The 25,377-nt window shown below is 68.6% G+C and carries 19 protein-coding genes and 6 pseudogenes; 7 read left to right on the forward strand and 18 right to left on the reverse strand.

Features of this window, described 5'->3' with window-relative positions:
* Nucleotides 1-260 precede the first annotated feature (260 nt).
* Nucleotides 261-1,910: a ribosomal protection-like ABC-F family protein gene (gene abc-f / locus OG609_RS38640; RefSeq protein WP_327277070.1), complete on the forward strand. Its 1,650-nt coding sequence runs from the start codon at nt 261-263 to the stop codon at nt 1,908-1,910.
* A gap of 67 nt (nt 1,911-1,977) precedes the next feature.
* Here abc-f and OG609_RS38645 read toward each other — a convergent pair whose 3' ends face one another.
* A complete protein-coding gene (locus tag OG609_RS38645) occupies nt 1,978-2,505 on the reverse strand; it encodes an NUDIX domain-containing protein (RefSeq protein WP_327277071.1) in 528 nt (175 codons plus the stop codon).
* A 314-nt stretch (nt 2,506-2,819) separates the two neighbouring features.
* Between OG609_RS38645 and OG609_RS38650 the strand changes: the two genes are divergently transcribed.
* Nucleotides 2,820-6,248, forward strand: coding sequence for a phosphodiester glycosidase family protein (locus OG609_RS38650; protein WP_327278330.1), 3,429 nt, complete (start codon nt 2,820-2,822; stop codon nt 6,246-6,248).
* Between the two features lie 107 nt (nt 6,249-6,355).
* On the opposite strand, the gene OG609_RS38655 is transcribed toward OG609_RS38650, so the two are convergent.
* From OG609_RS38655 to OG609_RS38670, 4 genes are all read right to left on the reverse strand, one after another.
* On the reverse strand, nt 6,356-6,766 hold the full coding sequence (locus tag OG609_RS38655) for a PTS-dependent dihydroxyacetone kinase phosphotransferase subunit DhaM (protein WP_327277072.1): 411 nt from the start codon (nt 6,764-6,766) through the stop codon (nt 6,356-6,358).
* Nucleotides 6,763-7,377, reverse strand: a complete 615-nt coding sequence (gene dhaL / locus OG609_RS38660; RefSeq protein WP_327277073.1) for a dihydroxyacetone kinase subunit DhaL — start codon at nt 7,375-7,377, stop codon at nt 6,763-6,765. Before dhaL ends, OG609_RS38655 begins: the two co-directional genes overlap by 4 nt.
* 21 nt (nt 7,378-7,398) lie before the next feature.
* Complete coding sequence (gene dhaK, locus OG609_RS38665; RefSeq protein WP_327277074.1) at nt 7,399-8,391, reverse strand: dihydroxyacetone kinase subunit DhaK; 993 nt, start codon at nt 8,389-8,391, stop codon at nt 7,399-7,401.
* A gap of 878 nt (nt 8,392-9,269) precedes the next feature.
* Entirely contained in the window at nt 9,270-9,773 is a 504-nt protein-coding gene (locus OG609_RS38670; RefSeq protein WP_327277075.1) for a hypothetical protein, read from the reverse strand.
* Nucleotides 9,774-10,426: 653 nt separating this feature from the next.
* On the opposite strand from OG609_RS38670, the gene OG609_RS46455 reads away from it, so the two are divergent.
* Entirely contained in the window at nt 10,427-10,759 is a 333-nt protein-coding gene (locus tag OG609_RS46455; RefSeq protein ID WP_442818095.1) for a hypothetical protein, read from the forward strand.
* Between the two features lie 269 nt (nt 10,760-11,028).
* Here the strand turns inward: OG609_RS46455 and OG609_RS38675 are convergent, their stop codons facing one another.
* From OG609_RS38675 to OG609_RS38685, 3 genes and pseudogenes are all read right to left on the reverse strand, one after another.
* Nucleotides 11,029-11,577 carry a DUF1062 domain-containing protein gene (locus tag OG609_RS38675; protein WP_327277076.1) on the reverse strand — a complete coding sequence of 183 codons (549 nt, stop codon included), beginning with the start codon at nt 11,575-11,577 and terminating at the stop codon, nt 11,029-11,031.
* 211 nt (nt 11,578-11,788) lie between these two features.
* Nucleotides 11,789-12,168: pseudogene (locus tag OG609_RS38680) on the reverse strand (transposase); the annotation flags it as partial.
* Between the two features lie 39 nt (nt 12,169-12,207).
* Nucleotides 12,208-12,507: pseudogene (locus tag OG609_RS38685) on the reverse strand (NUDIX domain-containing protein); the annotation flags it as partial.
* A 386-nt stretch (nt 12,508-12,893) separates the two neighbouring features.
* Here OG609_RS38685 and OG609_RS38690 point away from each other — a divergent pair.
* Nucleotides 12,894-14,993 carry a prolyl oligopeptidase family serine peptidase gene (locus OG609_RS38690; protein WP_327278331.1) on the forward strand — a complete coding sequence of 700 codons (2,100 nt, stop codon included), beginning with the start codon at nt 12,894-12,896 and terminating at the stop codon, nt 14,991-14,993.
* 243 nt (nt 14,994-15,236) lie between these two features.
* Here the strand turns inward: OG609_RS38690 and OG609_RS38695 are convergent.
* The 9 genes and pseudogenes from OG609_RS38695 to OG609_RS38730 all read right to left on the reverse strand — a co-directional run.
* Nucleotides 15,237-15,368 (reverse strand): annotated as a pseudogene (locus tag OG609_RS38695) (RapZ C-terminal domain-containing protein); the annotation flags it as partial.
* A gap of 252 nt (nt 15,369-15,620) precedes the next feature.
* On the reverse strand, nt 15,621-15,854 hold the full coding sequence (locus tag OG609_RS38700; protein WP_327277077.1) for a hypothetical protein: 234 nt from the start codon (nt 15,852-15,854) through the stop codon (nt 15,621-15,623).
* Nucleotides 15,811-15,972: pseudogene (locus OG609_RS46460) on the reverse strand (MobF family relaxase); the annotation flags it as partial. The pseudogene OG609_RS46460 and the gene OG609_RS38700, both read right to left, overlap by 44 nt.
* Nucleotides 15,973-16,131: 159 nt before the next feature.
* Nucleotides 16,132-16,986: an urease accessory protein UreD gene (locus OG609_RS38705; protein WP_327277078.1), complete on the reverse strand. Its 855-nt coding sequence runs from the start codon at nt 16,984-16,986 to the stop codon at nt 16,132-16,134.
* Complete coding sequence (gene ureG / locus OG609_RS38710; RefSeq protein WP_327277079.1) at nt 16,983-17,678, reverse strand: urease accessory protein UreG; 696 nt, start codon at nt 17,676-17,678, stop codon at nt 16,983-16,985. The genes OG609_RS38705 and ureG overlap by 4 nt, the downstream gene beginning before the upstream one ends.
* Before the next feature lie 28 nt (nt 17,679-17,706).
* Entirely contained in the window at nt 17,707-18,381 is a 675-nt protein-coding gene (locus tag OG609_RS38715; protein WP_327277080.1) for an urease accessory protein UreF, read from the reverse strand.
* 116 nt (nt 18,382-18,497) lie between these two features.
* On the reverse strand, nt 18,498-20,513 hold the full coding sequence (gene ureC, locus OG609_RS38720) for an urease subunit alpha (RefSeq protein ID WP_327277081.1): 2,016 nt from the start codon (nt 20,511-20,513) through the stop codon (nt 18,498-18,500).
* On the reverse strand, nt 20,510-20,905 hold the full coding sequence (locus OG609_RS38725) for an urease subunit beta (protein WP_327278332.1): 396 nt from the start codon (nt 20,903-20,905) through the stop codon (nt 20,510-20,512). Before OG609_RS38725 ends, ureC begins: the two co-directional genes overlap by 4 nt.
* Nucleotides 20,906-21,070: 165 nt before the next feature.
* Nucleotides 21,071-21,367: pseudogene (locus OG609_RS38730) on the reverse strand (urease subunit gamma); the annotation flags it as partial.
* A gap of 1,277 nt (nt 21,368-22,644) precedes the next feature.
* Between OG609_RS38730 and OG609_RS38735 the strand changes: the two are divergent.
* Both OG609_RS38735 and OG609_RS38740 read left to right on the forward strand, forming a co-directional pair.
* Nucleotides 22,645-22,752, forward strand: a pseudogene (locus OG609_RS38735) (IS5/IS1182 family transposase); the annotation flags it as partial.
* A gap of 46 nt (nt 22,753-22,798) precedes the next feature.
* A complete protein-coding gene (locus tag OG609_RS38740; protein ID WP_327277082.1) occupies nt 22,799-23,401 on the forward strand; it encodes a hypothetical protein in 603 nt (200 codons plus the stop codon).
* Between the two features lie 281 nt (nt 23,402-23,682).
* On the opposite strand, the gene OG609_RS38745 is transcribed toward OG609_RS38740, so the two are convergent.
* Complete coding sequence (locus OG609_RS38745; RefSeq protein ID WP_327277083.1) at nt 23,683-24,879, reverse strand: alpha/beta hydrolase family protein; 1,197 nt, start codon at nt 24,877-24,879, stop codon at nt 23,683-23,685.
* Between OG609_RS38745 and OG609_RS38750 the strand changes: the two genes are divergently transcribed.
* Complete coding sequence (locus OG609_RS38750) at nt 24,872-25,021, forward strand: hypothetical protein (protein WP_327277084.1); 150 nt, start codon at nt 24,872-24,874, stop codon at nt 25,019-25,021. The genes OG609_RS38745 and OG609_RS38750 overlap by 8 nt on opposite strands.
* The last annotated feature ends 356 nt before the right edge of the window (nt 25,022-25,377 follow it).

Genomic DNA, 25,377 nt, shown 5'->3' on the forward strand with positions numbered 1-25,377 from the left:
TCTCCTGGGCCGGGTCCTCGGCCGGAGCTGCCCGAAAAACCCATGGGCGGCTCCAACGGCCTTGGCTACACTGAACGCCATGGGTTCGTACTACTTCTTTCGCTGATTCCGGGCACGGACGCCGCCGCGCGACGCTGAGCGTCGCCGGGTGACCCCAGGGGCCACCCCCGCGTGCCGCAGTCCCTTCCGCCCGCCCGGCAGCCCCGCCCCGCAGCGCACCTTCATGCGCCGCCGAGGCATGTCACCTCAGGGAAAGCACCATGACGCCCAAGCACGCCCGCGCCCAGCTGACCATGAAGGACGTCTCCAAGAGTTACGGGGACCGAACCGTCCTCGATCAGGTGTCGTTCACAGTCCGCCCCGGCGACAGAGTCGCAGTGATCGGCGAGAACGGCTCCGGGAAGTCCACTCTTCTCCGGCTGTTGGCCGAAGGAGAGGCACCGGACAGCGGCGAGATCACCGTCCGCTTCCCCGGCGGCACCGGCTACCTCTCCCAGACGCTCGCTCTCGCCCCCGGCCGCACCGTCCAGGACGCCGTCGACACAGCCCTGGCCGAACTGCGCGAGCTGGAGCGGGAGATCCGTACCGCCGAAGAGGCGCTCACCGCCGCCGGGACTCCGGATGAATCCCGGCTCGCCGCGTACGGCGATCTGCTGACGGCGTACGAGGAACGCGGCGGATACCAGGCCGACACCCGGGTCGAAGCGGCCCTGCACGGCCTGGGACTCGCCCACCTCACGCGCGAACGACCCCTCGGCACGCTGTCCGGAGGCGAACAGTCCAGGCTCGCGCTCGCCTGCGTACTGGCATCCGCCCCCGAACTTCTGCTGCTCGACGAGCCGACCAACCACCTCGACCTCCGCGCCACCACCTGGCTGGAGGAGCACCTGCGTGCCCACCGCGGCACCGTCGTCGTCATCACCCACGACCGGACCTTCCTGGAGCGGACCACCACCGTCATCCTGGAGGTCGACCGTCACCTGCGCAGTGTCGTCCGGTACGGGGACGGCTGGGACAACTACCGCACCGCGAAGGCGGCCGCCCGCCGCCGCTGGGCACAGGACCACCAGGAATGGCTGGACGAGGTGGCCCGTACCGAAGAACTCGTCAGTGCCGCCGGCCAGCGCCTCGCAGGAACGGGAAAGGACCCGGGCGAGGGCTGGGGCAAACACCGCCGTTCGCACGAGGCCAAGTTGTCCGGGCAGGTCAGGGCCGCCAGAAGTCGGCTGGACGGGCTGCGCAGGGCACCCGTACCCGCCCCGCCCCGGCCCCTGCGATTCTGCGCCGACATCACTGTCGCAGCCGACGGCGATGCGGACCCCGGCCCCCTCGCCGCACTCGACTCCGTCGTCGTCGGCGATCGGCTCCGCCTGCCCGCACTGCGCGTGGACCCGGGGCAGCGTCTTCTGGTCACCGGCCCCAACGGCGCTGGGAAGTCCACCCTGTTGCGGGTTCTGGCCGGGGACCTCACCCCCGACGAGGGCACGGTGCGCCGCCGGGCCAGGATCGGCTACCTTCCGCAGGAACTTCCCGCCCGGCCGACGCGCCGCACACTGCTGGCGACCTTCGCCGCGGGGCGGTCCGGTCACCCCGACGAGTACGCCGAGCGCCTCCTCGCCCTGGGCCTGTTCCGTCCCGAGGACCTGACGGTGCCGGTCGCCGCCCTCTCCGCCGGCCAGCAGCGACGGCTCGCACTGGCCCGCCTGGTCACCCGACCGGCCGATCTGCTGGTGCTGGACGAGCCGACGAACCACATCGCGCTCAGCCTGGTCGAGGAGGTGGAGGCAGCGCTCGCGGAGTACCGGGGAGCCGTCGTTGTCGTCTCGCACGACCGCAGCTTCCGCAGCCGCTTCACCGGCGACCGGCTGGAGCTGCACGGCGGCCGTCCGTTCGGGCACGGCTCCGGGTGAGTCAGGATGCGGTCGAACATCACCTGCACACCCCGGAGATCGACCGCACAGACGACGAAACGCCCGCTCAGGGCCCGTCCTGAGCGGGCGTCACCCGCCCGTACTCCACGTGTTCCCGCAGCCTTTCGAGGAAGATCCGCTGGCCCGTGACGAGCCGCTCCGCGGCCTCCTGGGGCGTGCACCAGGCGAACCGGTCGATCTCCGGGAACTCGCGCAGCACACCGGACCCCCTCGGCCACTCCATGGTGAACGTTCCGGGAACGGCCGCCGCAGCATCGAGATCCGCCTCCATCGCCCACACCGTCACGGTCTTGCCGCCGGACTGACGGGCCTCACCGAGCGCCACCCACTCACCGTCCGGCGCCGGACGGCCGAACTCCTCCTCGAACTCACGGCGGGCTGCGGCCGCGGGTTCCTCGGCAGGGCCGTACTCACCCTTGGGAATCGACCACGCCGCACTCTCGCGGCCCGCCCAGAACGGGCCGCCCATATGCCCGATGAGCACCTCGAAACCGGCACTGTCGTACGAGGCCCCGTCCGGTCGGCGGAACAGAAGGAGACCCGCACTGCGCGTGGCGCGCTTCTGGGATGGCATGCCGTCAAGTCTGCGTCCCGGTACATACGCCACCACGGACGACACTCCTTTCCCGGTGATCACCGCCGTCATCGAGTCGACGCGCCCTGTTTCCCCCGAGGTTCCCGATGCCCCCTGGTGCGCGGCTGTGCGCGCGGCCATGCTGTCCGCCGACAGCGCTTTCTGCCCGCGGGCCGAGCCGCGCAACCATCGGGATTCCAGGAGGATTTGTGGTCCTTGGCATAGTCGGCAAGACGACCGGACCGCGCGGGAGGGCGGCGCGAGGGTACGGAACGGTCGCGCGGCCGCTCGTGCTGCTCGCGACGGTCTCCGCGATGACGGTCGGCGCGATCTCTCCCGCGCTCGCCGATTCGACCCCTGACCCCCGTCCCCGTACCTCCGCCGAAATCCTCAGACCGGTCGCCCCACCACCCGCAAGCAACCCGGCAGGGGAATCCAGATCGGTCGCGGACGGCGACGGTATCGAGACCGCTCGTACGTCGCGCCCGATCGCCCCGGGTGTCCGTATCGACTCGTACGACCGGCTCGAATCCGACAAGTGGCTGCGGGTCGACTCCCTCTCCGTCGACCTCACCGGGACCGGCGTACACGCCGACTACCTCTCCACCGGCAAGGTCTCCGACCGGCGCACGGTCTCCGAACTCGCCGCCGGCCACGACGCGGGCCGTGGCCGCCGCACCGTCGCCGCGATCAACGCCGACTTCTTCGACATCAACCAGACCGGTGCACCGGAAGGGATCGGCATCAAGGACGGGATCACCGTCCAGTCGCCCGCCCCGGGAATCAACCGGGCCGTCGGCATCGGCCCCGACAGCGCCGGCCGCATCCTGAACCTGTACTTCGAGGGGACGCTCACCCTGCCCGCCGGGCAGCAGCCGCTCGCCGCGTACAACGCCGCCAATGTGCCTGCCGGGGGAGTCGGCGCGTACACCTCAGCCTGGGGAACCGCCGACCGTGCCCTGACCGTGGACAATGCGACCCCGGTCACCGAAGCGGTCGTGCGGGACGGCAAGGTCGTCTCCGTCTCGGACACCCCCGGACCGGGAGCCGTCCCCGACGACACCACCGTCCTGGTCGGCCGTGAAGCCGGGGCCGTCGCACTCGACGCCCTGAAGCCCGGCGACCCGGTGTCCCTGACCTACCGGGCACGCACCGACAGCGGAGCCGTGCCGCGCACCGCGGTCGGCGGCCGTGAACTTCTCGTCGTCGACGGAGTCGCACAGAACCACGACGGCGAGGGCAACAACACCGCAGCGCCCCGCACCGCCGTCGGCTTCTCCAAGGACGGCCGGACCATGCAGATCCTCACCGTCGACGGGCGGCAGGCCGACAGCGGCGGCGTCACCCTCACCGAACTCGGTCTGATGATGCAGCGCGCCGGCTCGTACAGCGCACTCAATCTGGACGGCGGCGGATCGTCGACCCTCGTCGCGCGCGAGCCCGGCAGCGACGCGCTCCGGGTGGAGAACAGCCCGTCCGACGGCAGTGAACGCACCGTCCCCAACGGCCTCGCACTCACCGCCCCCGACGGCAGCGGCCGGCTCAGGGGCTTCTGGGTCCAGCCCCGTACGCCCGCCGGTTCCGCACCGGGCGCAGACCCTGTGAAGGGCGGCCACCCCGACCGCGTCTTCCCCGGACTCACCCGACGCCTCACCGCGACCGGATACGACGAGACGTACGGCCCCGCCGACGGAAACCCTCGCTGGCGTACGGTACGAGGCGCCGTCGGTACGGTCGACGGCAACGGGCTCTTCACCGCGCGCCGCAGTGGCACCACCGACGTACGCGCCGAACACGGACCGGCGCGCGGCAGCACATCCCTGACCGTCCTCGACACGCTCGCCCGGATCGAGCCGACCACCCAGCGGGTGGGCCTCGCCGACGCCGAGGCCACCGGCACTTTCGGCATCGTCGGACTCGATGCCCATGGCACCAGCGCCCCCGTCGAACCGCGCGACATCACCCTCGACTACGACCGCGCACTCTTCGACATCCGCGACGACGGCCAGGGCTCCTTCACCGTCACCTCACGCACCGGCAGCGGCGCCGGACAGATCAGGGCAACCGTGGCCGGCACCACCACCGTCCTCGCCGTCAGCGTCGGCCTCACCGAGCAGGCAGTCTCCTCGTTCGACGACGCAGGGTCCTGGAAGTTCAGCCAGGCCCGGGCGAGCGGTTCCCTCGCCGCCACGCCCGACGGCCGCACCGGCACCGGACTGAGGCTCACCTACGATTTCACCCAGTCCACCGCGACCCGCGCCGCCTACGCCACCCCGCCCCAGCCGATCACCGTGCCCGGCCAGCCCCAGTCGTTCAAGCTGTGGATCAAGGGTGACGGCAAGGGCGCCTGGCCGACCCTGCACCTCAAGGACGCCGCAGGCTCCGACCAACTGTTGCGCGGACCGTACGTCACCTGGACCGGCTGGCGACAAGTCACCTTCGCCGTACCGCCGGGAGCTGCCATGCCGCTCTCCGTGTCCCGCTTCTACCTCGCGGAGACCGCGGCCGCCAAACAGTACACGGGTGAGATCGTCATCGACGAGCTCACCGCGCAGGTGCCGCCAACCGTCGACCTTCCCGAACAGGTGGCTTCCGCCGACCCGTTGATCGACCCGGCAGCCGTGACCGAGCGCAGGGACTGGCGGTTCGCGGTGATGTCGGACGCCCAGTTCGTCGCCCGTGACCCGGACAGCGCAATCGTCACCCAGGCGCGGCGCACCCTGCGCGAGATCAAGGCGGCCGGCCCGGACTTCCTCGTGATCAACGGCGACCTCGTCGACGAGGGATCGCCCGCCGACCTGGCCTTCGCCCACCGGATCCTCACCGAGGAACTCGGTGACTCGCTGCCCTGGTACTACGTACCGGGCAATCACGAAGTGATGGGCGGAAAAATCGACAATTTCGTCACCGAATTCGGGCCCGCCCAGCGGACGTTCGACCACAAGGGCACCCGCTTCGTCACGCTCGACACATCCAGCCTCAGCCTGCGCGGCGGAGGCTTCGCCCAGATCAAGCAGCTCCGCGCCCAGCTGGACGCGGCGGCGAAGGACCGGACCGTGGACTCGGTCATGCTGATCGAGCACGTGCCGCCGCGCGACCCGACCGTACAGAAGGGCAGCCAGCTCGGGGACCGCAAGGAGGCGGCCCTCGTCGAACAGTGGCTCGCCGACTTCCGCCGTACGACGGGCAAGGGCGCGGCCTTCATCGGCAGCCATGTCGGGGTCTTCCACGCCTCGCACGTCGACGGAGTGCCGTATCTGATCAACGGCAACTCCGGCAAGGCACCGGCCGGACCGGCGGACGAGGGCGGCTTCACCGGCTGGTCGCTGGTCGGCGCCGACCACATCACGTCCGGTGAACAGGCCGCAGCGCGGCAGCGGCCGTGGCAGGGCGGGCCCGACTGGGTCTCCGCACAGACCCGAGCGCATGTCGACGCCCTGACAATCGAAGCACCCCCGGTCCTCGGCGCCGGAAGCAGTACGAGAGTCACGGCAACCGTCACCCAGGGCACCCGCAGTGTCCCGGTCGGCTTCCCGCTGGCCGCGGACTGGACCGGATCCCCGAACGTCCACATCGGCGACCGGGACGACGCCCGCCACCGCCACACGGCGGTCCTCGACCCGTCCACCGGCACCCTCACCGCGCTCCGACCGGGCACGATCACGCTCGCCGTCACGGTCAACGGAACGACACAGAAGGTGCAGATCGGGATCGGGGCAGCCGGGGCCGCGTCGGCGGCCTGACGGACCACGGGCCTGTCCGGCGATCACAGCCGGACAGGCACCGGGCCGCCCCGCACCACCCATGGACACAGGTGCGGGGCGGCCCCACGACCGCGGAACCCGTCTGCCTACACCTTGTGGTACCCGTGGGCCTCCGACGCCGCAGCCTCCACCGCCGCGATGTCGCCGCCTGCCGACGCGGTGACCACGGCAGCCACCGCACCCTCCAGGAACGGCGCGTCCACCAGCCGCGAGCCGTCCGGCAGTTCGTCCCCCTCGGCCAGCATCGTCTTGACCGTGAGCACCGCGCTGCCCAGGTCGACCAGTATCGCCACCCCCGCTCCGCCGTCCACCGACCTGGCCGCCTCGGCGATCAGCTGGGCACTGGTCCCCAGACCACCCGCGGGAGTGCCACCGGCGGCGGCCACCGGAGCCGTCGCACCACCTGCCGCGAGACCCCTGGCCAGCTCGGCGACGGACTCGGCCACAGGGCCGCTGTGCGAGACCAGCACGATTCCGACCTGCTTTCCGCCGCTCACGCGTCACCGCCATTCGCACCATCGGTCTCGGCCAGTGCGGTGATCAGCAGGGCGGAGGACGTCGCGCCCGGATCCTGATGTCCGATGCTGCGCTCACCCAGATAGCTCGCCCTGCCCTTGCGGGCCAGCATCGGTACCGTCGCCAGCGCCCCCGCGTCCGCCGCCTCCCGGGCCGCGCCGAACGACGTACCGAGCGCCTCGGCGGCCGGCAGCAGCGCATCGAGCATCGTCTTGTCCCCGGCCTGCGCCCCGCCCATCTGGGCCACGGCCGCGACGCCCACCCCGAGCGCCTCCGCCAACTGCTGCCGTGCCACCCGGGGCGCGTCGCCCAGGGCCTTACCGGTACGTCGCAACAGCGTTCCGTACAACGGGCCCGAAGCCCCGCCGACCGTTGCGATCAGCTGTCGCCCGGCGAGCATCAGCACCGCCCCCGGAGTCTGCGGCGGCTCCTTGTCCAGGGCCACCCTCACCGCGGCGAATCCGCGCTGCAGATTGCTGCCGTGATCGGCGTCCCCGATCGCCGAGTCGAGCTCGGTGAGGTGGTTCGCCTCGCGGTCCACGGAAGCCGCGGCCGCGGTCATCCAGTGGTGGAAGAAGTCGGCGTCCAGCACATGATCTCCTTGTCCGGCGGGTCAACGGCCCCAGCGCAGCGCAGGCGTCTCCACCGGCGCGTCCCAGAGGCGCAGCAGCTCCTCGTCCACCTGGCAGAGCGTCACCGAGCAGCCCGCCATGTCGAGCGAGGTCACATAGTTCCCTACGAGCGTACGAGCCGCCACCACACCCCGCTCGGACAGCACCCGCTGCACCTCGGCATTGAACCCGTACAGCTCCAGCAGCGGCGTCGCACCCATTCCGTTGACCAGCACGATCACGGGTCCACGCGGCGACAGGTCGTCCAAGACCGCGTCCACCGCGAAGTCCGCGATCTCCCGCGACGTCATCATCGGACGCCGCTCCCGACCCGGCTCGCCATGAATGCCGATCCCCAGCTCCAGCTCGCCCGGCGGCAGATCGAATGTGGGGGACCCCTTGGCGGGCGTGGTGACGGCGCTGAGCGCCACCCCGAAACTCCGCGATGCCTCGTTCACCTGCCGGGCAATGGCCTCCACCCGCTCCAGCGGCGCACCTTCCTCGGCCGCTGCCCCAGCGATCTTCTCGACGAACAGGGTCGCGCCCGTGCCTCGCCGCCCCGCGGTGAACAGACTGTCGGTCACCGCCACGTCGTCATTGACGAGCACCTGGGTGACCTGCACGCCCTCGTCCTCGGCGAGCTCGGCGGCCATCTCGAAATTCAGCACGTCACCGGTGTAGTTCTTGACGACGAACAACACCCCCGCCCCACTGTCGACCGCGGCGGCGGCCCGCACCATCTGATCCGGCACCGGCGAGGTGAACACCTCTCCCGGGCAGGCCGCGGACAGCATCCCGGGCCCGACGAACCCCGCATGCAACGGCTCGTGCCCGGACCCGCCCCCGGAGACGAGCGCCACTTTCCCGGCCACGGGCGCGTCACGCCGTACGACGACACGATTCTCGACATCCACGCTCAGCTCGGGGTGAGCGGCGGCGATACCGCGCAGCGCGTCCGCGACAACGGTTTCGGGGACGTTGATGAGCATCCTCACGGGTACCTCCTGGGGACCTTGGAAGGTGGGTCTCTGGACTGTGTTTTGGCTGGTCAGATGGTCCGACTTGGATTGTTGATCTTGGTGCTATGCGGCGGTCGGAAGCGGACTCCGGCGGTATTGATGCTGACTCGATGCTGACTTCGGTGAAGGGCCGTCAGGCTTCCGCAGCGGTTGGACGCGGGTCGGTGAGAAGCTGCCACCGGCAGTATCGACCTTGCGGCGGCGAAGGTCACGTGCGTACACGCTCATGGGCTCACACAGGGCTGCTCTGCTGGTTGCGCTCGAGGCGCACCACAATGAGCGGTGGTATGTGCGCTCGGTCGACTCGGTAGGCAGTGGCGGAGAGGGGACTCTGTCGTGAAGTTCGGGAAGGGAACGCTTGGGCGTTCAGTAGGTGGGACCGTAGGGGCTCATGCCGACAGATCACTCAGGCGGAGACTGTGCGCGCCCTGGACGCTGATCTCGGTCAGCAGGGCCGCGTGAGGGGCCAGGGGGTCGCCGCTGCCGACGACGCCCCGATAAAGGCTCGCTTGGTGCCCGTGCGGGCTTGATGGACCTGAATGGGTTCCTGAGTGAGGCGCGGCGCATCGGACGGTTCGAGAGGATGACGGGGAGGGCGACCCTGTCCCGTTCCGCAGTGGCGTGTACACCTCACACTTCCGTCCGTTGAGGCCGAGACCTGTGCGCCGAACCGCGTCTTCTCTTCCGTAGAGACCGTGCCCGTGATCAGCCCCATGGTGGGGTCGAAGAGGTGCGGGGCCACTGGGCTCCTTAAGCGGCTGCGGACGCTTCGGGGGTGGGGAGTTCACTGCTGCACGTGGTCCGGCCGAAGGCCCCGGTGGCGATGGCGCGTTGGACGGGCTTGCCACGTACGGTCAGGGTGCAGCTGGCCGTGCCGCCTCTTTTCCGAGGGTGACGTTGACGATCGGGGAGGCGCCGAGCGGAACGCTCACGGTCTTCCTCCACGGCAGGCCGACGTCCGTGACGACGTCCGCCTTGTCGTCGCCGGCCCCGCGGTAGGAGATGTCGGCCGAGCCCCTGCCGAGTACCTCGTAGGTCACCGCGGCGGTGGGCGTCGTGGCGGCCTGCTTGTCCGCCGGCTTGTCCTCGGAGTCGAGGACTCCGTAGGTGACGAACGCGCCGCACGCGAGCAGCAGAGCCACGGCGACGGCGATGCCGCCGCGGTCGATACGGCGGTCGTCCGGGGTCTCGGAAACCCTTGTGGTGTCCGGAGTCTCGGACTCGTCCGGCCCTGCCGGTTCCTCGGTCGTCGGTATGGCCGCGCTTTCTGTCGAGGTGAATTCGCCTGGATTATACACCATCGGATTCGACGGATGCCAGGCGGTGGTGAAGTCGGGCAAGACGACCTCAATCGACATCGATCCGGTCAGTGAAATGCCCTGAATGCCCTATCGGTTGACGTGGCATCAACTCCGTGTTGAATAATCCCTCCACCGCGATTGGCACACCTCTGACGAGGTCGCTTTCCCGTATGCGGAAGGTGGCCTGGTTTGGCATGTCTTGAGGTGCTCCAGTCCGGGTGGCGGCAGCGCTCGGCGCGGCCCTGTGCGCGGCGACACCGCAGGGTCAGCAGAATCTCTGGCGGACGCGGGGGCGACCCTGGGCAGCATGCTGATGCCGTCCGCGGACGAGGCGGGTTCCAGTGATCCGTCCGACGAACCGCGTCCGGGTCCCACCCCTCAGCCGTCGCCGGGCCTCCAACCCAGGCCTGCGCCGCGGGTCACCGACACCTACAACCCCACGTGCGACCCGATGCCTCTGATCGACGGAGGACGGATCTACGGCGGCCTTGAGGAGTACACGGATCACCAGAGGAACAAGGGCTGCAGGGCGACCGGCGCTTTTGCGTTCCTCACCAAGGCTGACCGCAGGTCGCGCACAGGGGCGGGCGGTCTGCCCAAATGCCCCGAATATGAACCGTCCGTACAGCCGGATCGTCGGTTGCCCTGCCTGATACTCAGTTCCCCCTGCTGCCGACGGAACGATCAACGATGGGGTGAGTGGGTACACCGTGCAGGACAAAGTGGCCCTCGCGTGTGAGCTGGAACGTCTCGCTGTCGGCTCCCCGAGCGTGAGCGGTGTGAAGTCCGTTTCCTGGGCTGATGCGGCCGGTGAATCATCAATCGTGTCCAGCACCGGCATCGAGAGCTACTCGCGCCGCACGTCCCGTTTTCTCTCCGGCTACTTCTTTGGCATCACGGACGGCGGCCGACCGCCGCCTCGACCGCCTACAAACGATGACGGCGCACGTGGAGCGCGTGGCGATGCTGGAGCCGGCCGCAAAGGGCGCCTGACCCGCGGTTCTGTGTGTGCGCATTATGCGCGGTGTGGGCGTTACGGGTGAAATCTTGGGAACATGCCTGCAACTCCAACCGGCAGAGACAGCGCCAGATCCGGATGGCCGTTCATATCACCGCCTTGCCGCCGCTGGGCGTCACGGCAGTGGCGGGGTCGTGGGCCTGGATGGAGCACCAGGGTCCTCAGCCCTTGATCAGGGAGATTTTCCCCGTTTGCAGGCGACCGTCACCGCCGTCGAAGCAGGCGCGGTCGCCGGAGATGGCTAGGGCCTGTCCGGCGGCTCTTGCCGGACAGGCCCCTGGTCCTGAGGAGGGCTCAGCGCTTGAGCGTGAAGGTGAAGTCGCCGGAGAGCTTGCCGGTCAGCCGGACTGCCGAAACGAGCTTCCCCTCCGTGATCAGTCTCTCGACCTCGGCCCGCGAAAGACCGCAGCCTTCAGCGATCAGTCGCACCGGCCGGACAGGGATCCGCGCCGCGAAGCGGACCGAGACGTCGATCACCTCGCGGTCCAGGTGATCCGATCCGCCGGTGTCGAGGCGCCAAGCGTTGTCCCAGTCGAGGGCGATGCGATTACGGCGCCGCACGACCGGATCCTGGAGCAACTCAGCTGTCAGGACAAGGTCGTTGGCATGCAGCCGGTCCAGCAGCTCAGGTCGTACGGAGCGCACGTTCATCCGCTCCAGGACCGTGAGCTTTGCAGTCTCCCCGCAAGCGGCACAGAGCACGAGGAGCCAGGCGTCGAGGAGCTTGTGGTTAGCGTTGACGCGAAATTTACCGCTTGCCCGGAAGCGCTCGGACGCGCACACGTGGCAACGCCGGAGAACGAGCGGCAGGCAGGTGGGCACGACCACCCAGTTATTGAGCACAGAAGTACACCGGTTTCAGTGAGAAGACCGCAGCAGAAAGGAGCGCGTCGCACATGTGCGACGCGCGACGAATCAGCGCTCGGGAGGTCTCACAGGGTGTACAACGGAACGTCCTTGACTAGACGACTTGGCTCGGCAGCACGGTAATGGCGCACAGCGGCACTGTTCCACTGGTTTTCGAGCGCCTCACCGTCAGGTTCTGTCCGGCGGATCATGGGCGGAGCCAGAGTCGGATCGAGGCATTGGCGACGGTGCCGTGGAAGACGTAGGCGCGCTTGTCGAACCTCGTCGCGACGGCCCGGAAGTTCTTGAGGGCATTGATCGTCCGCTCAACTTCGCTCCTCCGCTTGTAGATCGTCTTGTCGAAGCCGGCGGGCCGGCCTCCCTTGCTGCCCCTTCGCTGGCGGTTGGCCCGCTGGTTCTTCGGTTCGGGGATGGTGTGCTTGATCTGGCGCCGTCGCAGGTAGCGGCGGTTGCGGCGGGAGGAGTACTTGTCTTGTCGCCGCCGAGGTGGTCGGGTCGGGTACGCGGGTATCCGCCACCGGCGCGGCCGACGCGGATGCGTTCCGTGATCGGGATGAGCTGTGGTGCAAGGTCGGGCGCGGCGTTCCGGTGTCTCGTTGGGGTGTCTCAGGGGGTGGGGGTCACGGCCGCGCTGAGGATGTCGGCGTGGTCGAACGCCAGCGGCGGCAGGTCGCCCAGGGGCCACCAGCGGGCGGTGCGGGCGTCGTCCCCGGCGATGATCGGGGTGCTGGCGGGGACGACAGCCACGTACGCGACGGTGACGTACCTGCCGCGCGGGTCGCGACGGGGCAGATCCCGGACGCCGATCTGACGCAGGTCGCCGGCGGTGACGTGGACACCGGTCTCCTCAGCCAGCTCTCGGGCAGCGGCCGCGCGACTCGTCTCTCCGGGGTCGACGTGACCACCGTTATGAACAGTTCGCATGTCTCGGAATCCCAGCTGTCTCACAGGACGCGCTGCAGGACGCGACTCAAGGAAAGTGTGGTTGAGCGCCGTGTGTCTCAGCGGCGGCTCAAGGATCCGCGTGATCGACACGACAGCGGCCCTGGGAGCCGTCGCAAACGTCTCCCTGGTCCAACCGGCGTCGTGGATGTTAGAATGCCTGACGCTCCTGTTCGACTGACGTCGCCGCTGAACAAGGGCTGATGGGGAGGTCATCCGATCCCCGCCATAACACGTGCTGCAGGCTCCAGGTCACTGACCTGGAGCCTTTTTGTTGTCCCCAAGTTCTGGGGCCCCGCCGGCGTTGCGGAATCGCAGGCCGCGAAGACCTTACGGAGATTGCGAAGATCATGGATACCGAAGGATTTCCCCGTCAGTTCGCCCGGACCCGCCGCTTCTCGCTCGGAGTTCCACGCGAGTTCACCGTCTCCCCTGACGGCGACCGTGTGCTGTTTCTCCGCTCCGAATCTGGTGTCGTTCCGCGCGTCCAACTGTGGATGTACGAGAGCGGTGAGGAGCGGATCCTCGCCGATCCGGCAGCCGGGGGTGAGGAGAAGGCCATGGAAGCAGAGCGCATCCGTCCCGAACCGACCCGCGCGCGCTCGGCCGGAGTGGCGGCCTACGCGACCGACCATCATGTTCGGGTGGTGGCGTACACCGTCGACGGCTCGCTCTGGACCGTGCGTACGGACGGTGGCCTGCCGCGTCGCATCCAGACCGTCGGCCCGGTGAGAGATCCCCGCCCCTCCCCGGACGGCACCCTGATCGCCTACGTCACTGGAGGCGCCCTACGTGTGGTCGGTACGGACGGGGCGGGAGACCGGCCGCTCGCCGAGCCCGAGACCGCGGAGACCACCTACGGACTGGCTGATTACACCGCTGTCGCGTCCATCGGCAGGTCACGCGGCTACTGGTGGTCTCCGGACAGCGATGCGCTGCTCGTTGCCCGAGTCGATACCTCCGTGGTGGAGCGCCGCTATCTCAGTGATCCGTCGGATCCTGGCCAACTGCCCCGGTCGGTTCGCTATCCAGCGGCAGGCACGGCCAACGCGATCACTTCGTTGCACCTGGTGACGGTCGTTGGCGGGCGCACGCCGGTTCGATTGCCGCGTCACGCTCCTGCGAAGGACGCTCCGGCCAACAGTTGGGGCCTCGCGTTCGAGTACGTCGTCAGCGCCGACTGGCAGAGTAGTGGCCCGGTGATCAGTCTTCAGACTCGTGACCAGCGCACGATGTCGGTTCTGCGGGTCAACCCCGTGAACGGTTCTGTCGAGCAACTGTCCCAGCAGACCGATCAGGGCTGGGTCGAGTTTCCGCCGGGTGCTCCGCTGTACACCGCATCGGGAGTGCTGGTGCTACCTCAGGTCCACGGTGATGAGCGCACGATCCGGATAGGCGGTGTCTTCGCTCCGGCCGGGCTCCAGGTGCGAGCCGTACTGGGGTCGGTGGGCGAAAAGGTGTTGTTCGCCGCGAGCGAAGAGCCGACAGAAGCGCATGTCTGGTCGTATGAGGCTGGGCACGGCTTTGAACGGCTGACGCAGACTCCGGGGGTGCACACAGCCACCGCCGGGGGTGACACACTCGTGCTGGACAGCAGAACTCTGGACGGGCACACGGTGACGGTGCTGCGGGGCGGAAAGCAGGTCGGCTGTATCGCGGTCCTGGCGGAACAGCCGCTGGTCACGCCCCGGCCAGTCCATCTGACGCTGGGGAAGCGGCAGTTGCGAAGTCGACTGCATCTGCCCTCCTGGTACGAGCCGGGCATGGCCAAGCTGCCGGTTCTGCTCAGCCCGTACGCCGGGCCCGGCATGCAAGTCGTGACAAAAGCCCACGGTTGGTACACGGCGGTGTGCCAGTGGTATGCCGAGCAAGGGTTTGCCGTGCTGGCGACGGACGGGCGCGGTACTCCCGGGCGCGGGGTGCAGTGGCAGCGGGCCATCCTTGGTGACCGGCTCACACCTGTTCTGAACGACCAGATCGACGGGCTGCACGCTGCGGCTCAACGGTGCGACGCGATGGACTTGGAACGAGTAGGCATCCGGGGCTGGTCGTTCAGTGGCTATCTTGCTGCCGGCGCCGTGCTGCACCGTCCTGATGTGTTCCACGCCGCGGTCGCGGGCGCGGCACCGACCGACCGGCGCCTGTACGACACGTATTGGGAAGAGCGTTTCCTTGGCCACCCGGACCTCCAGCCGCACAACTACGAGCGCAGCTCGTTGCTGTCACTCGCCGAGAAGCTGACCCGTCCGCTGATGCTCGTTCACGGGCTGGCCGACGACAACGTGGCCCCAGCGCATACGCTGCGCCTCTCGGCGGAGTTGCTCGCGGCAGGTCGGCCGCACAGAGCCCTGCTGCTACCTGGGGTGGGGCACCTCGTGGCAGGGGAAGGAGTCGCGGACACCCTGCTGCAGCTTGAGCTGGACTTCCTGAAGAGCTCGCTCGAGGCTTGAGCACAGTGCTCCGGGGCGTTTCGGCGGGGCATCCCTGAAGCCTCGCAGAAGCGCTGGCCCAGCCCGCCGAAGCTGTCCCGCAGAGCACGGCCGGAGCGGAAGGCGGGATCCGCCTTGCCGTCGGGTAGCAGCCCACGCCGGCCGACCCGGTCCAGAAACCACCACTGCTCGAACGTCAGATGGCGTACGTCGAAAGGTAGCTGCCGAGCTGATGTCCTGAGACATCTGTGGATGCTTTGCCTAACCGCCGGGCAGTGCCCAGGCGCCCTCGTGCGGCGGCCAGCCGCGCTCGATCAGCAGGACGTCACCGCCGGGTGTCAGGGCCACCACGTCGGCGGTGTAGCGGATGGTCTCGAACGTCTCGGTCTCGGTCATGCGCACCTCTCGGTTGGGCGGGCTAGCAGGTAGTGGTGTCAGTGACCACGAGGAACTGGTCGCTGTGTGATTTCGGCGCGACGGTGGCCGTAACGCCTTACGCGTCCCGGCGTTGATCTCGGTGTGCTGCTCGCTGAGCTGCTGAGGGGGCCCGCTGTTCCGCGGATTCCGTCATTGCGAGAACGAAGCGAACCCCCGTCAATGACGGCAGCCTGGACGGCGGTGCGGGCACATCAGTCCGGCCCGAGTCGGTCATAGCGGGGTCCGGCCCTGTCCGTGCTGGACGCCGGGCTGCTGGGTGTGCGGCGGCATGGATGTCGCCGGGGCGAACTGTGGTCCGCCGTGGGCGACGGCGCGGTCCCGTACGCCGTCCTGGAGCTTGGCGGCGGCTGCCTCGAACGTCCGGCGGGTCTGCTCCACCGCGGCGACGCCGATCGCCTGCTCGCGCCCACACCGCCGCGACTGCCGCCCGCGCCCGCTCAGCAAGGCGGTAGACGGTGCAGGCGCCGAACGCCCGGATCGCCGACCGCCTCCAGCCGCCGCGCAGCTCGGACAGCGACCGCGCCACCGTGCGCTTCGGCGGGCGCGTCTGGTCAGCAGCTCTGCGGCGCCGCACCATCAAGAAGGCCGTCCCGCACCAGCGGGTGATCTTCACCGTGCACGAGATGAAGCGGCTCGGCCAGCTTCAGCCGACACGTGGGGCCGGTCCACCACGGCTGACGATCTGCGCGGCCGGGCCGGAGAGGCGCCGGACAGCCCCCTACTACGGTCCGAGGGCGTGTGCGAGTGCCTCGTCGAGTAGCTCCCGCAGGGCGGAGGACGTCGGTGCGAGGGCGGTGGCGAGTAGTGCCGGGCCGCCGCCCAGAGGTGCGAGGACGGCGCAGCCGTCTTTGGCCCCTTCGCGGAGCAGGAAGGGGTCGCGCTGGATATCCATCTCTGGGTCCACGATGAGGAGTTGGCCGACGGCACGGTGTCCGCCCAGGACTGCGGGGCCGTCCCATCCCGGCTCGGGATCCCCGTAGGCGGTGTGTTGGTCGAGCAGCGGGCGTCCGGCGTGTTGGACCCGGATGCGGGTGACGAGGTGGCCCGGCTTCTCGTTGGCTCTGCCCAGGAGCTGCTCCTCGCGCAGCAGCAGTCGTGAGGTGGCGGCCAGGTTGACCGTGTAGGTCTGCTGCAGGTTGCTGCCGGCGGCGCTGATCAGCGGCTGTGGCAGCCAGCGCAGGCTGGCGTGTTCCCCGGCGGTCAGCCGTACGTTGTAGGTGGCCGAGGCGTTGGTGGGACCGCGGAGGGCGAGCGTGGCGGCGGCCGTGGTGACTTCCAGTTCGGCGCGGTCCTCGGCGGTGATGTCGAGGGTGAGCCGGTCGCCTCCGAGCGGGGCGCTCATCGCGCCGATGATTCCTACCGTGGCGGCGTTTCCGCCGGTGCGCATGCGTCGTAGGTGGAACGGGCCGTCGCTGCGCAGTTGCGGGAGCGTGGTGACGCGTCCGTTGAAGGTGGCGCGGATGCGGGCGGTGGCAAGCACGCCGTGCGGGTGTCCGGGGGGTTCCTCGGCGCCGGCCGCCTGGGCGTACGCTTCGCACGGGGCCTTGGGCCGGGCGAGATGGGTGCCGGTGCTCATGAAGCAGCCTCCGCGCGCCACCGGGTGAGGTGGCCGGTGACCCAGTCGGCGATCTCGCGGATGCCGTCGTCCGAGGTGAGGCTGGTGAAGATGACGGGGAGATCACCACGTTGCCGTTTGGCGTCGGCGACCATGGTGGCGAGGTCGGCACCGACGTGCGGGGCGAGGTCGGTTTTGTTGACGACGAGGAGGTCGGCGGTGGTGATTCCGGGGCCGCCCTTGCGGGGGATGTCGTCACCGCTGGCGACGTCGATGACGAAGATCTGCACGTCGACGAGGCCCTTGGAGAAGGTGGCGGTGAGGTTGTCACCACCGGACTCGACGAGCACGAGGTCAAGGGGGTGGAGGGCCTTCTCCAGGTGTTCAACGGCCTCGAGGTTGGCGGAGATGTCGTCGCGGATCGCAGTGTGCGGGCACGCGCCGGTCTCCACCGCGGTGATCCGCTCAGGCGGCAGCACGGCCTCGCGCAGCAGGTACTCCGCGTCTTCGCGGGTGTAGATGTCGTTGGTCACGACGGCGATGGACCAGCGGTCCCGCAGGGTGCGGCAGAGCGCGGCAACGCTAGCTGTCTTGCCGGAGCCGACGGGCCCGCCCAGCCCGACACGGAGGGCTCGGCGGCCGCCGTCGGCACGGAGCGGCTCGGCGCTGTGGCTATGGCGCTGCGGCATGGTCACGGAGTGGTCGAGGTGCACGAAGAACTCCCGGTGTGAAGAAAAGGTTTCAGGAAGCGAAGAGCCGGACGGTCCAGGCGGCGTGCTGCTCACCGGTGATGTCCAGCAGCGGCGAGGACGCCGACGGCAAGGCGTCGATGCCCTCGGCCGTGACGCGGTCCGCGGCCTGGGCGGCAGCTGCGGCGACGGCGTCGATATCGGAGCTGAGGCGAGCCAGCAGCCCCGAGGCGTCGAGCGGGTCGAGGCTGAGCAGGCGCACCGCTGCGGTGGCCGGGCCGCTGGCGTTCTCGTACGCGGCGGCGTAGGCGGCGTCCAGTGGGGTGAGCCCGGCGGCCCGGGCGGCGAGGCCCAGCACGAGCGGCTGGTGGGCGCCCTGGGGGCGCTCGGCGGCCAGCCGTTCCAGGTCTTCGGACGGAAAGGTGGCACGGGCTGCGCGCATCATCTGCCGGCCGAGCCTGCGGGCGACGGCGCGCAGCGCGGGGGCGGGGGTGCGTGCGTCGGCGGCGGCGTCCAGCAGCAGCGGGTCGACTCCGGCGGCGGCCGCGGCGGCCAGGCCGGCCATGGTCAGGCCGGTGGTGTGCAGACGGCCGCGGCAGAATGCCTCCAAGCTGCCGGCGTCGTGTACGGCTTTGTGGGCGATTGCGGCCTCGACACCGCCGGAGTGGGCGTGTCCTCCGGCGGGGAAGCGGCCGTCGGCCAGCAGGAGCAGGGCTGCACGGCTCATGGGTGAGCGCTGCCTTTCGCGAGGTCGGAAGTTGTGCCGGGTGCGGGCAGGCATGGCCTGCCCGCCCGGGGGCCCGGCCGCAGTGCTGTTGCTCGGACGGCCGGGCAGGTGGCGGTTCAGAAGAGGAAGTACCGCTGTGCCAGGGGTACTTCGTTGACGTAGGAGCGCGGCACGGTTGCACCATTGAGTTCGGTGCGGGCGTCGCTCGTGGTCGCACCACCGATGGTGACCTCGAAGCTGTTGTGGTCGACTTCGAGGCTGTCGGGCACTGTGTCGTTCAGTTTCATGTCGGCCTTCGTGACGTGCCGGGTGCTTGTGATGTCCACGAAGTCCTTGTCGAGACCGAGCCCCGGATTACTGCTGGTGCCGTCGCCGTTTAGGTTGCCGGCCACGCCAGGAGCCACGAAGTTCACCGAGTTGCGCCCCGGCGAGCGGCCGGTGGAGCCCCAGACCGGGCGCGGCAGGTAGGGCTGCGGCGTGGTGATCGACGCGTTGGCGTCGCCGACCTGCGCGTACGCAAGCTGGCCGCCCTTGAGGAGCATGTGCGGCTTGACGCCGAAGAACTTCGGCTCCCACAGCACCAGGTCGGCGAGCTTCCTGGTCTCCACGGAGCCGACGTGGCCGTCGATGCCGTGCGTGATCGCCGGGTTGATCGTGTATTTGGCGACGTACCGGCGCGCCCGGAAGTTGTCGTTCGGCTGCACCTGCTGGTCGTTGAACGAGTGGTTTGTGTCGTTGGCGATCGTGCGGACCTTCGCGGCTTCGAGGTCCTCCCTCAGTGCCCCGTAGCGGCACTTCATGACGTGCGCGGTCTGCCAGGTACGCATGACCATTTCGCCGATGCGGCCCATCGCCTGGGCGTCGGAGGACATCATCGAGATGGCGCCCATGTCGTGGAGGAGGTCCTCCGCAGCCATGGTGGACGGCCGGATCCGGGAGTCGGCGAAGGCCATATCTGCCGGAATCTCCGGGTTGAGGTGATGGCACACGATCATCATGTCGACGTGCTCCTTGACGGTGTTGACCGTCAGGGGACGCGTCGGGTTGGTCGAGGCCGGGAGGACATTCGGTTCCTTGACCAGCTCGATCATGTCCGGTGCGTGACCGCCGCCGGCACCCTCGACATGGAAGATGTGGATGGAGCGTGCCTTCTTCGCCGTGAATTTTCCATCTGCGTCTCTGCCATCGCCTGTGAAGGCTGCCCTTGTGCTCTCCAGGAACCCCGACTCGTTCAATGAGTCGGCGTGGAGAGCAAGCTGGACACCGCGTTCTTCGCAGATGTCCAGGGCCCGGTCGATCACCGCGGGCGTGGCGCCCCAGTCCTCGTGAATCTTGAAGCCACAGACACCGGCGTCCACCTGCGCGTTGAGCTCGTGCTTGTTCATCGTGCTGCCCTTGCCGAGCAGGCCGATGTTGACCGGGAACTCGTCCAGCGCCTCGAAGAGCCGCCTGATGTGCCATGCACCTGGGGTCACGGTGGTGGCCGTACTGCCCTCGGCCGGCCCCGTGCCGCCACCGATCAGGGTGGTCACACCCGAGGCCAGAGCCTCGTGAATCTCCCCTGGGCAGATGAAGTGGACATGGGTGTCCACACCACCCGCGGTGAGGATCCGCCCGTTGCCCGAGATGACCTCGGTGCTCGGCCCGACCACGAAGTTTGTTGGCGCCACCGGCGAGGCTTCCTTCGTGGGCCCACGATCCGGCATCTCGAAGCTCGTGATCTTGTCCATTGTCTCGGGGTTATACGCCTTGCCGATGGCCGCGATCCTGCCGTCGCGGATGCCGATGTCGGCTTTGACCACGCCCCACCAGTCGAGGATCAGCGCGCCTGTGATGACGGTGTCCACGGGCCTGTGGTCCGTGGCGTCGCCTTTGCTGTTCCTCCCGTCCCTGGCGAAGTGCGACATCCCCATCGACTCGCGGATCACCTTGCCGCCGCCGAAGACCATCTCATTGCCGCTGTGCGAAGGTCCGCCGCTCCAGTCGGCCTCGATCTCCAGCGTGAGGTCGGTGTCGGCGAGCCGGACCCGGTCCCGCGTGGTCGGCCCGTACAGCGCGGTGTAACCCGCTCGCGTCAGCTCGTTGGTCGGCTTCGGCGCCTGGCCGCGGCCTTGTCCCCGCGGATTCCTCATCGGACGATCCCCTCGCGCAGTCCCTGGATCTTGGTGAGGTCACTGGTGTTGCTGCCGCCGGCCGTGACATCACCCTGGATCTGCACCAGTTCCACACAGCACTCGTCGCCCGGTTCGAAGCGCACGGACGTGCCCGCGGCGATGTTGAGCCGTCGGCCCTTCGCCGCATCGCAGTTCCAGAGACTGCGGTCCTGGGGGACTGTCTGACCGGCAGGGACCTCGATGCTAACGACCTTCAGCCCAGGGTTGACCTCGGCGAAGTGATAGTGCGAGGCGACCTGAATGGGACGGTCCGACTCGTTCCGCACCTTGATCTTCGACTTGCCCGGCCCCGGCAAGGCGGCGGCATCCTCTTGTAGGCTGACGCCCTGCGCGTCCCCGTCGAGATGCACGTTGAAGTAGATCGCGTCGTACCGGCAGGCGGCCTCGTCGTCCTCGTCGCAGCCTACGGACGAGTTGTTGCTGTCGTCGCAGTCGACCGGGCAATCTGGCTTGCGGGGTGGCTGGGGATGCTCGACCTTGCCCGGGTAGATCTTGGGCTCCTCTGTGGCCTCCGGAAGGGGGTCGTGGATGGTGACCAGTTTGGTGCCGTCTGGGAAGGTGGCCTCCACCTGGACGTTCTTGATCATCTCTGGGACGCCATCCATCACCTCATCACGGGTAAACAGATGACGACCCGAGTCCATGATGTCGCTGACCGTCTTGCCGGCGCGCGCCGCCTCAAAGACGTGCACCGTCAGCAACGCCATGACCTCGGGGTAATTGAGGAGCAGCCCACAGTCGCGGCGCCGCTGCGCCACGTCGGCAGCCACATGGATCAGCAGCCGCTCCTGCTCATGCGGAGTCAAATGCACAGTGCGTCATTTCTCTTGATCGGGCAGTGCGCGCGGCCGGGCATGCCGAAGGCCGCGGAAGACGCCCTACGGATGACTCCGAACGCTCTTTGATCATCACGCGGAGAAGTCGGCGACCTACCTGATTCACCTGATCATGTACTCGATCAGGTGAATCAGATTCGCAGCTGCTGCACATCTCGCCGCTGTCTGGTCCACGAGCCCGTCATGCGGCCAGGCACGTGCTGGTCGGCGGCGGGTGGAACAGGCTGTCTGCCAAGCGAACACGGCCCGGTCACTGACACGACGACGGTGGCAGCCCTCCGGGTTGCGGCGCACCGAGCCCTTTGACCTGCGACTTCAAGTTGGCGAGGGCTCACGGCCGGTGTGCACCGATAGCCGCACCACCGTGTGGTCGGATGTGCATCCGGTGCGGTCGGTGCGCATCCATCCGGTGGCCTCCACTCGATGGACATCCAGCCGGTGCACGATGCGCGCGCCGGGTGGTCGGCGGGTGGGAGTGGCGCGCATCGGGCGGGCCCGGTGCGGTGTTCCGGAGGGCACGAGCGGCGCGTTTCCCCTAAAGGGGGTTCCGACAGTCCGCCACATCCTCGACGACCGGTGCCGGCAACGCGGTCGCGGGGGCAGGGGCAGATCCAGCAGTAGAGGCGTGCTCCTTGGGTGACCGCTCGGCCGGCGAGCCCGGACAACTGCTTCAGGAAGCTTGTGAGGTCTTCTGGATCGGCCGGGTAGTAGAACACACCCTCGGTGCGCGACCAGCCAGTGGCGACGTCGTGCAGGAACCTGGTGTCGCAAGTCGCGAGCGCGTCCCGAAGGGCGTCCGTCAGTGACACCACCACCACTTCGCCGTCCCCGACCATTCCGATGAGGCTGCCGTGTCGAGGGTCGGACTGGACCTCTGCGGCGGACCGGCCTGTCATGAGTGTCTCGGCGGGCGTCAGCTCGACCACTGGGTCGATGCCCTTGACCACCAGCTGGTCGTAGCCGGTCCCGCTCGGCTGGTCGTCATCGCGGACGACAGCTCGGACAGCGTCGCCGTCATCAGCAGCGGCGAAGTAGCCATAGAGAACGCCCATGGGCAGATCATCGCATCCACTGCTGACGGTGCCGGAGGTCGGGCCGATTGCCTAACTGCAGGATCCGATCGTTGTGGCTCGGGCCGTCGGGAGGCGGGTCACGCGACCGGCTGCCGTCTAACCCGCGCAGGTGAAGGATCTCTTCGTGCTCGGCGGCGAGCCGGGCCAGGGCCTGGATGCGGAAGTCCGTGAGCTCGTCGATCGTCTGTCAAGACCTGGCGCCTCCTACGGAAACCGCGATGCAGTACCACCCGCATCACCGTATTCGTCCAGGCCGTCCTCACCCTCCACCTCAATGCCTCGAACTGAGGCCGGAAAAGCCTCAATGTCAGTGGCGGCCGCTACCGTCGCACCCGTGGAACGGGAACTTGCTAAGCACTTCGATCCCTTGCCCGGACGGGTCGGTCATGTCGGCGGTATCGAGTCGCTGACACTCGATGGGCATCGCTACTACTTCGGCTTCGACTACAGCAGCGACATCATCCTGTCACCGCTGATCGACGACCCGGAGGCGATGGCAGCCTTCGCAAGCGAATACATGCGACAGACGACCGGCTCGCATGGCGAAATCTACTGGGCGAGTCTGGCCGCCGCGGCAACCGAAAGCTCGGACCTGGCGGGGGATGCCGAGCGCGAATTCACCACCGAAGGTCTGCGTAGCGACCTGCCGGCCCCTGAGAGCCACCTGCTCTACCTCTTGGGCGCGGCTACCGGATGGGATGACTGGTTCGAGGAGTCACCAGAGGCAGAACAGGCATGCGAGCGACTGGGTTTGGACGAAGAGGAACCGGAGTTCATCGACCAGTGCCTGCAGGCGATCAGAGAGCACGGGTCTCAGGCCCGGCCTGACGAGTGGACGGTAGCCCGCTTCCACCTCAGCGCCGCAGTGCAGCATCTGCCGGGCAACTGGAAAACCTTGTTCGCTCCCCTTGCGGAGGGCATCGCGAACCACGAGTGAGCCGGCTCTTCGGAACGCGCTCCGCGATCTGACACAGATCGTTTCTACATGTTCCGACCCGGCGTTCCTGCGTTGCCACTCACGGATGAGTTTCCCGTACCGAGGCGTTGAACAGAACGAGGCGGATCGGTAGACAGGCTCTCAACGCTCCTGGCCGACACGGTTGACCTCGATCTCTCGACAGCGCATCGGCCAGGAGTTTCGGCGTCTCGAGCAGCGAACCGATCCATACAGCAGGTTGGAATGGGCTCATTGCCCAGCGACGTCTGGGGCGTACGGCCTCATTCGACACCGCCGATGAAGCGCACCTCCGGGTATCGGGGCGAGGGCCCTTCGAGGACCGGGGCGTGACGGCCGCGCAGGTGAAGGTCGAAGTAGGCGAGCAGGAAGTGCCGCTGGACGTCGATGCCGCGTGTCCCGTCGAGCGGGCCTATGAACTCGGCCAGCTGTTCGTCGGTCGCTCCGAGCCGCGCGGCGGCCTGCGGCATGAACGTCTCGTAGTCCGTGAACGAGAAATGCCGGGTACCGGTCAGCCGGAGGTGGCGGCGCCAGCCTCGCAGCCGGGGCCAGATCTCCGGCCAGCTCGGTTTGTTGTCCGCGTCCTCGCCCATCAGGAGGAACGGCTTGCGCAGCCCCTTGGCCACCACCGGACCGAAGAGACTGCCGTCGAGGTTCGCGCCAGCAGCGATCGGTACCCCGGCCGCCATCGCCGAGGCCGCGGTCGCACCACCCAGGGAGTGGCCGAACATGGCGGTCCTGGACAGGTCGAGGATGTCGCCGAGTCCCTGCGGGAGCGGACCCCGGTGGCCCCGTACGCGCCGCGACAACTCCTCCAGTACGAAGCGGGTGTCGGCCACCCGCACTTCGACCGCCTTGAGGATCGTCGGGTCGTCGTCCTCCCCCGTGAGAGGTGGCATCGCGTACTTCTCGATCCGGCCGCCAGGGAACTCGCCCTGCCCGGCGTCATATGTGTGGTCGATGCTGACCACGACGTATCCGTGGCTGACGAGTTCCTCGACCAGCGCCGTGCTGGAGCCGCGGTGCTGCCCGTGCCCATGGGAGCAGAGGATCACCGGACGCCGGCCCCCACGTGCGTCCGCCGCTGCGCCGATACGGGCGTGCGTGTCCGGCAGCGTGACGTACTCCGGGAGGAGATACCCCGTCTGTTGGAAGACCTTGGCGGCCTGTCCGGTCATCCAAGGCGCCCTGGGCAGGCCGGTGGCTGCGCGTGCGGGGTACCAGAGCTGAACCATCAGCTCCCGAACCGGCCGTGTAGCGACCCAGGGGTCCCGGCGGCTGCGGTCGCTGAGATGCAGCGTCACGGTGCCGAGGGCATGGGGACCGCTCGGTCGAGGAAGGACGAGCCGTACGGGCGGCTGGACATCAACCGGCGTCCGACGGGGCGGCGATGCGACGGCGGGGGCGCCAAAGGCGGCGGTCACGGCGAGTCCCGCGGCGAACGCGGTACCCGTGGTCACCATCCGCCTCCTGCTGATTCCGGTGGTCCTGCTGGTCCTGAGGGTGCTGCTCGGTGGGAACAAGGCCGGACGCTGCAAGGCGATCTCCTTCGCGGATGGTGCGCGCGGTGCGCAGGCACGTGGTGCCCTACCGGAAGGCTAGGAACCGCGCTGTCGGCGAACTACTCCGATTCCTCATCGGTTTCGCTGACATTTGTCACTCACCGTCGTCGCACGGGGGAGTTCGGGCATGCGCGCAGCGGCGGGCAAGCGGGGTGGCCCCCGCGAATGCCGTTGGTGGCCGACCGGAGGAGGTCAGGAGCGTTCGGATGCCGCGAAGCCGATCCGGCTCAGCCGAACCGGTTGAAGAGGCTCTGCGCAGGTACCGTCCGCAGGTGCCCCGCCGGGTTCCGCGGCTGATCCCGGAAGAGTGGTTCGACGCGCTGTTCGCGAAGCTGGGCTCGCACCGGGACCGGGTGATGGTGGTGTTGTGGGTCTCGAGCGGAGCGCCGCTGAGCC

It is taken from the genome of Streptomyces sp. NBC_01224, from assembly GCF_036002945.1.
Lineage (GTDB): Bacteria > Actinomycetota > Actinomycetes > Streptomycetales > Streptomycetaceae > Streptomyces.

What these genes read in the sequence shown, in the direction of transcription:
- abc-f (WP_327277070.1), top strand. Translation starts at nt 261, where the DNA reads ATGACGCCCAAGCACGCCCGCGCCCAGCTGACCATGAAGGACGTCTCC.
- OG609_RS38645 (WP_327277071.1), bottom strand. Translation starts at nt 2,505, where the DNA reads ATGCCATCCCAGAAGCGCGCCACGCGCAGTGCGGGTCTCCTTCTGTTC.
- OG609_RS38650 (WP_327278330.1), top strand. Translation starts at nt 2,820, where the DNA reads ATGACGGTCGGCGCGATCTCTCCCGCGCTCGCCGATTCGACCCCTGAC.
- OG609_RS38670 (WP_327277075.1), bottom strand. Translation starts at nt 9,773, where the DNA reads ATGTCGATTGAGGTCGTCTTGCCCGACTTCACCACCGCCTGGCATCCG.
- OG609_RS38690 (WP_327278331.1), top strand. Translation starts at nt 12,894, where the DNA reads ATGGATACCGAAGGATTTCCCCGTCAGTTCGCCCGGACCCGCCGCTTC.
- OG609_RS38705 (WP_327277078.1), bottom strand. Translation starts at nt 16,986, where the DNA reads ATGAGCACCGGCACCCATCTCGCCCGGCCCAAGGCCCCGTGCGAAGCG.
- OG609_RS38715 (WP_327277080.1), bottom strand. Translation starts at nt 18,381, where the DNA reads ATGAGCCGTGCAGCCCTGCTCCTGCTGGCCGACGGCCGCTTCCCCGCC.
- ureC (WP_327277081.1), bottom strand. Translation starts at nt 20,513, where the DNA reads ATGAGGAATCCGCGGGGACAAGGCCGCGGCCAGGCGCCGAAGCCGACC.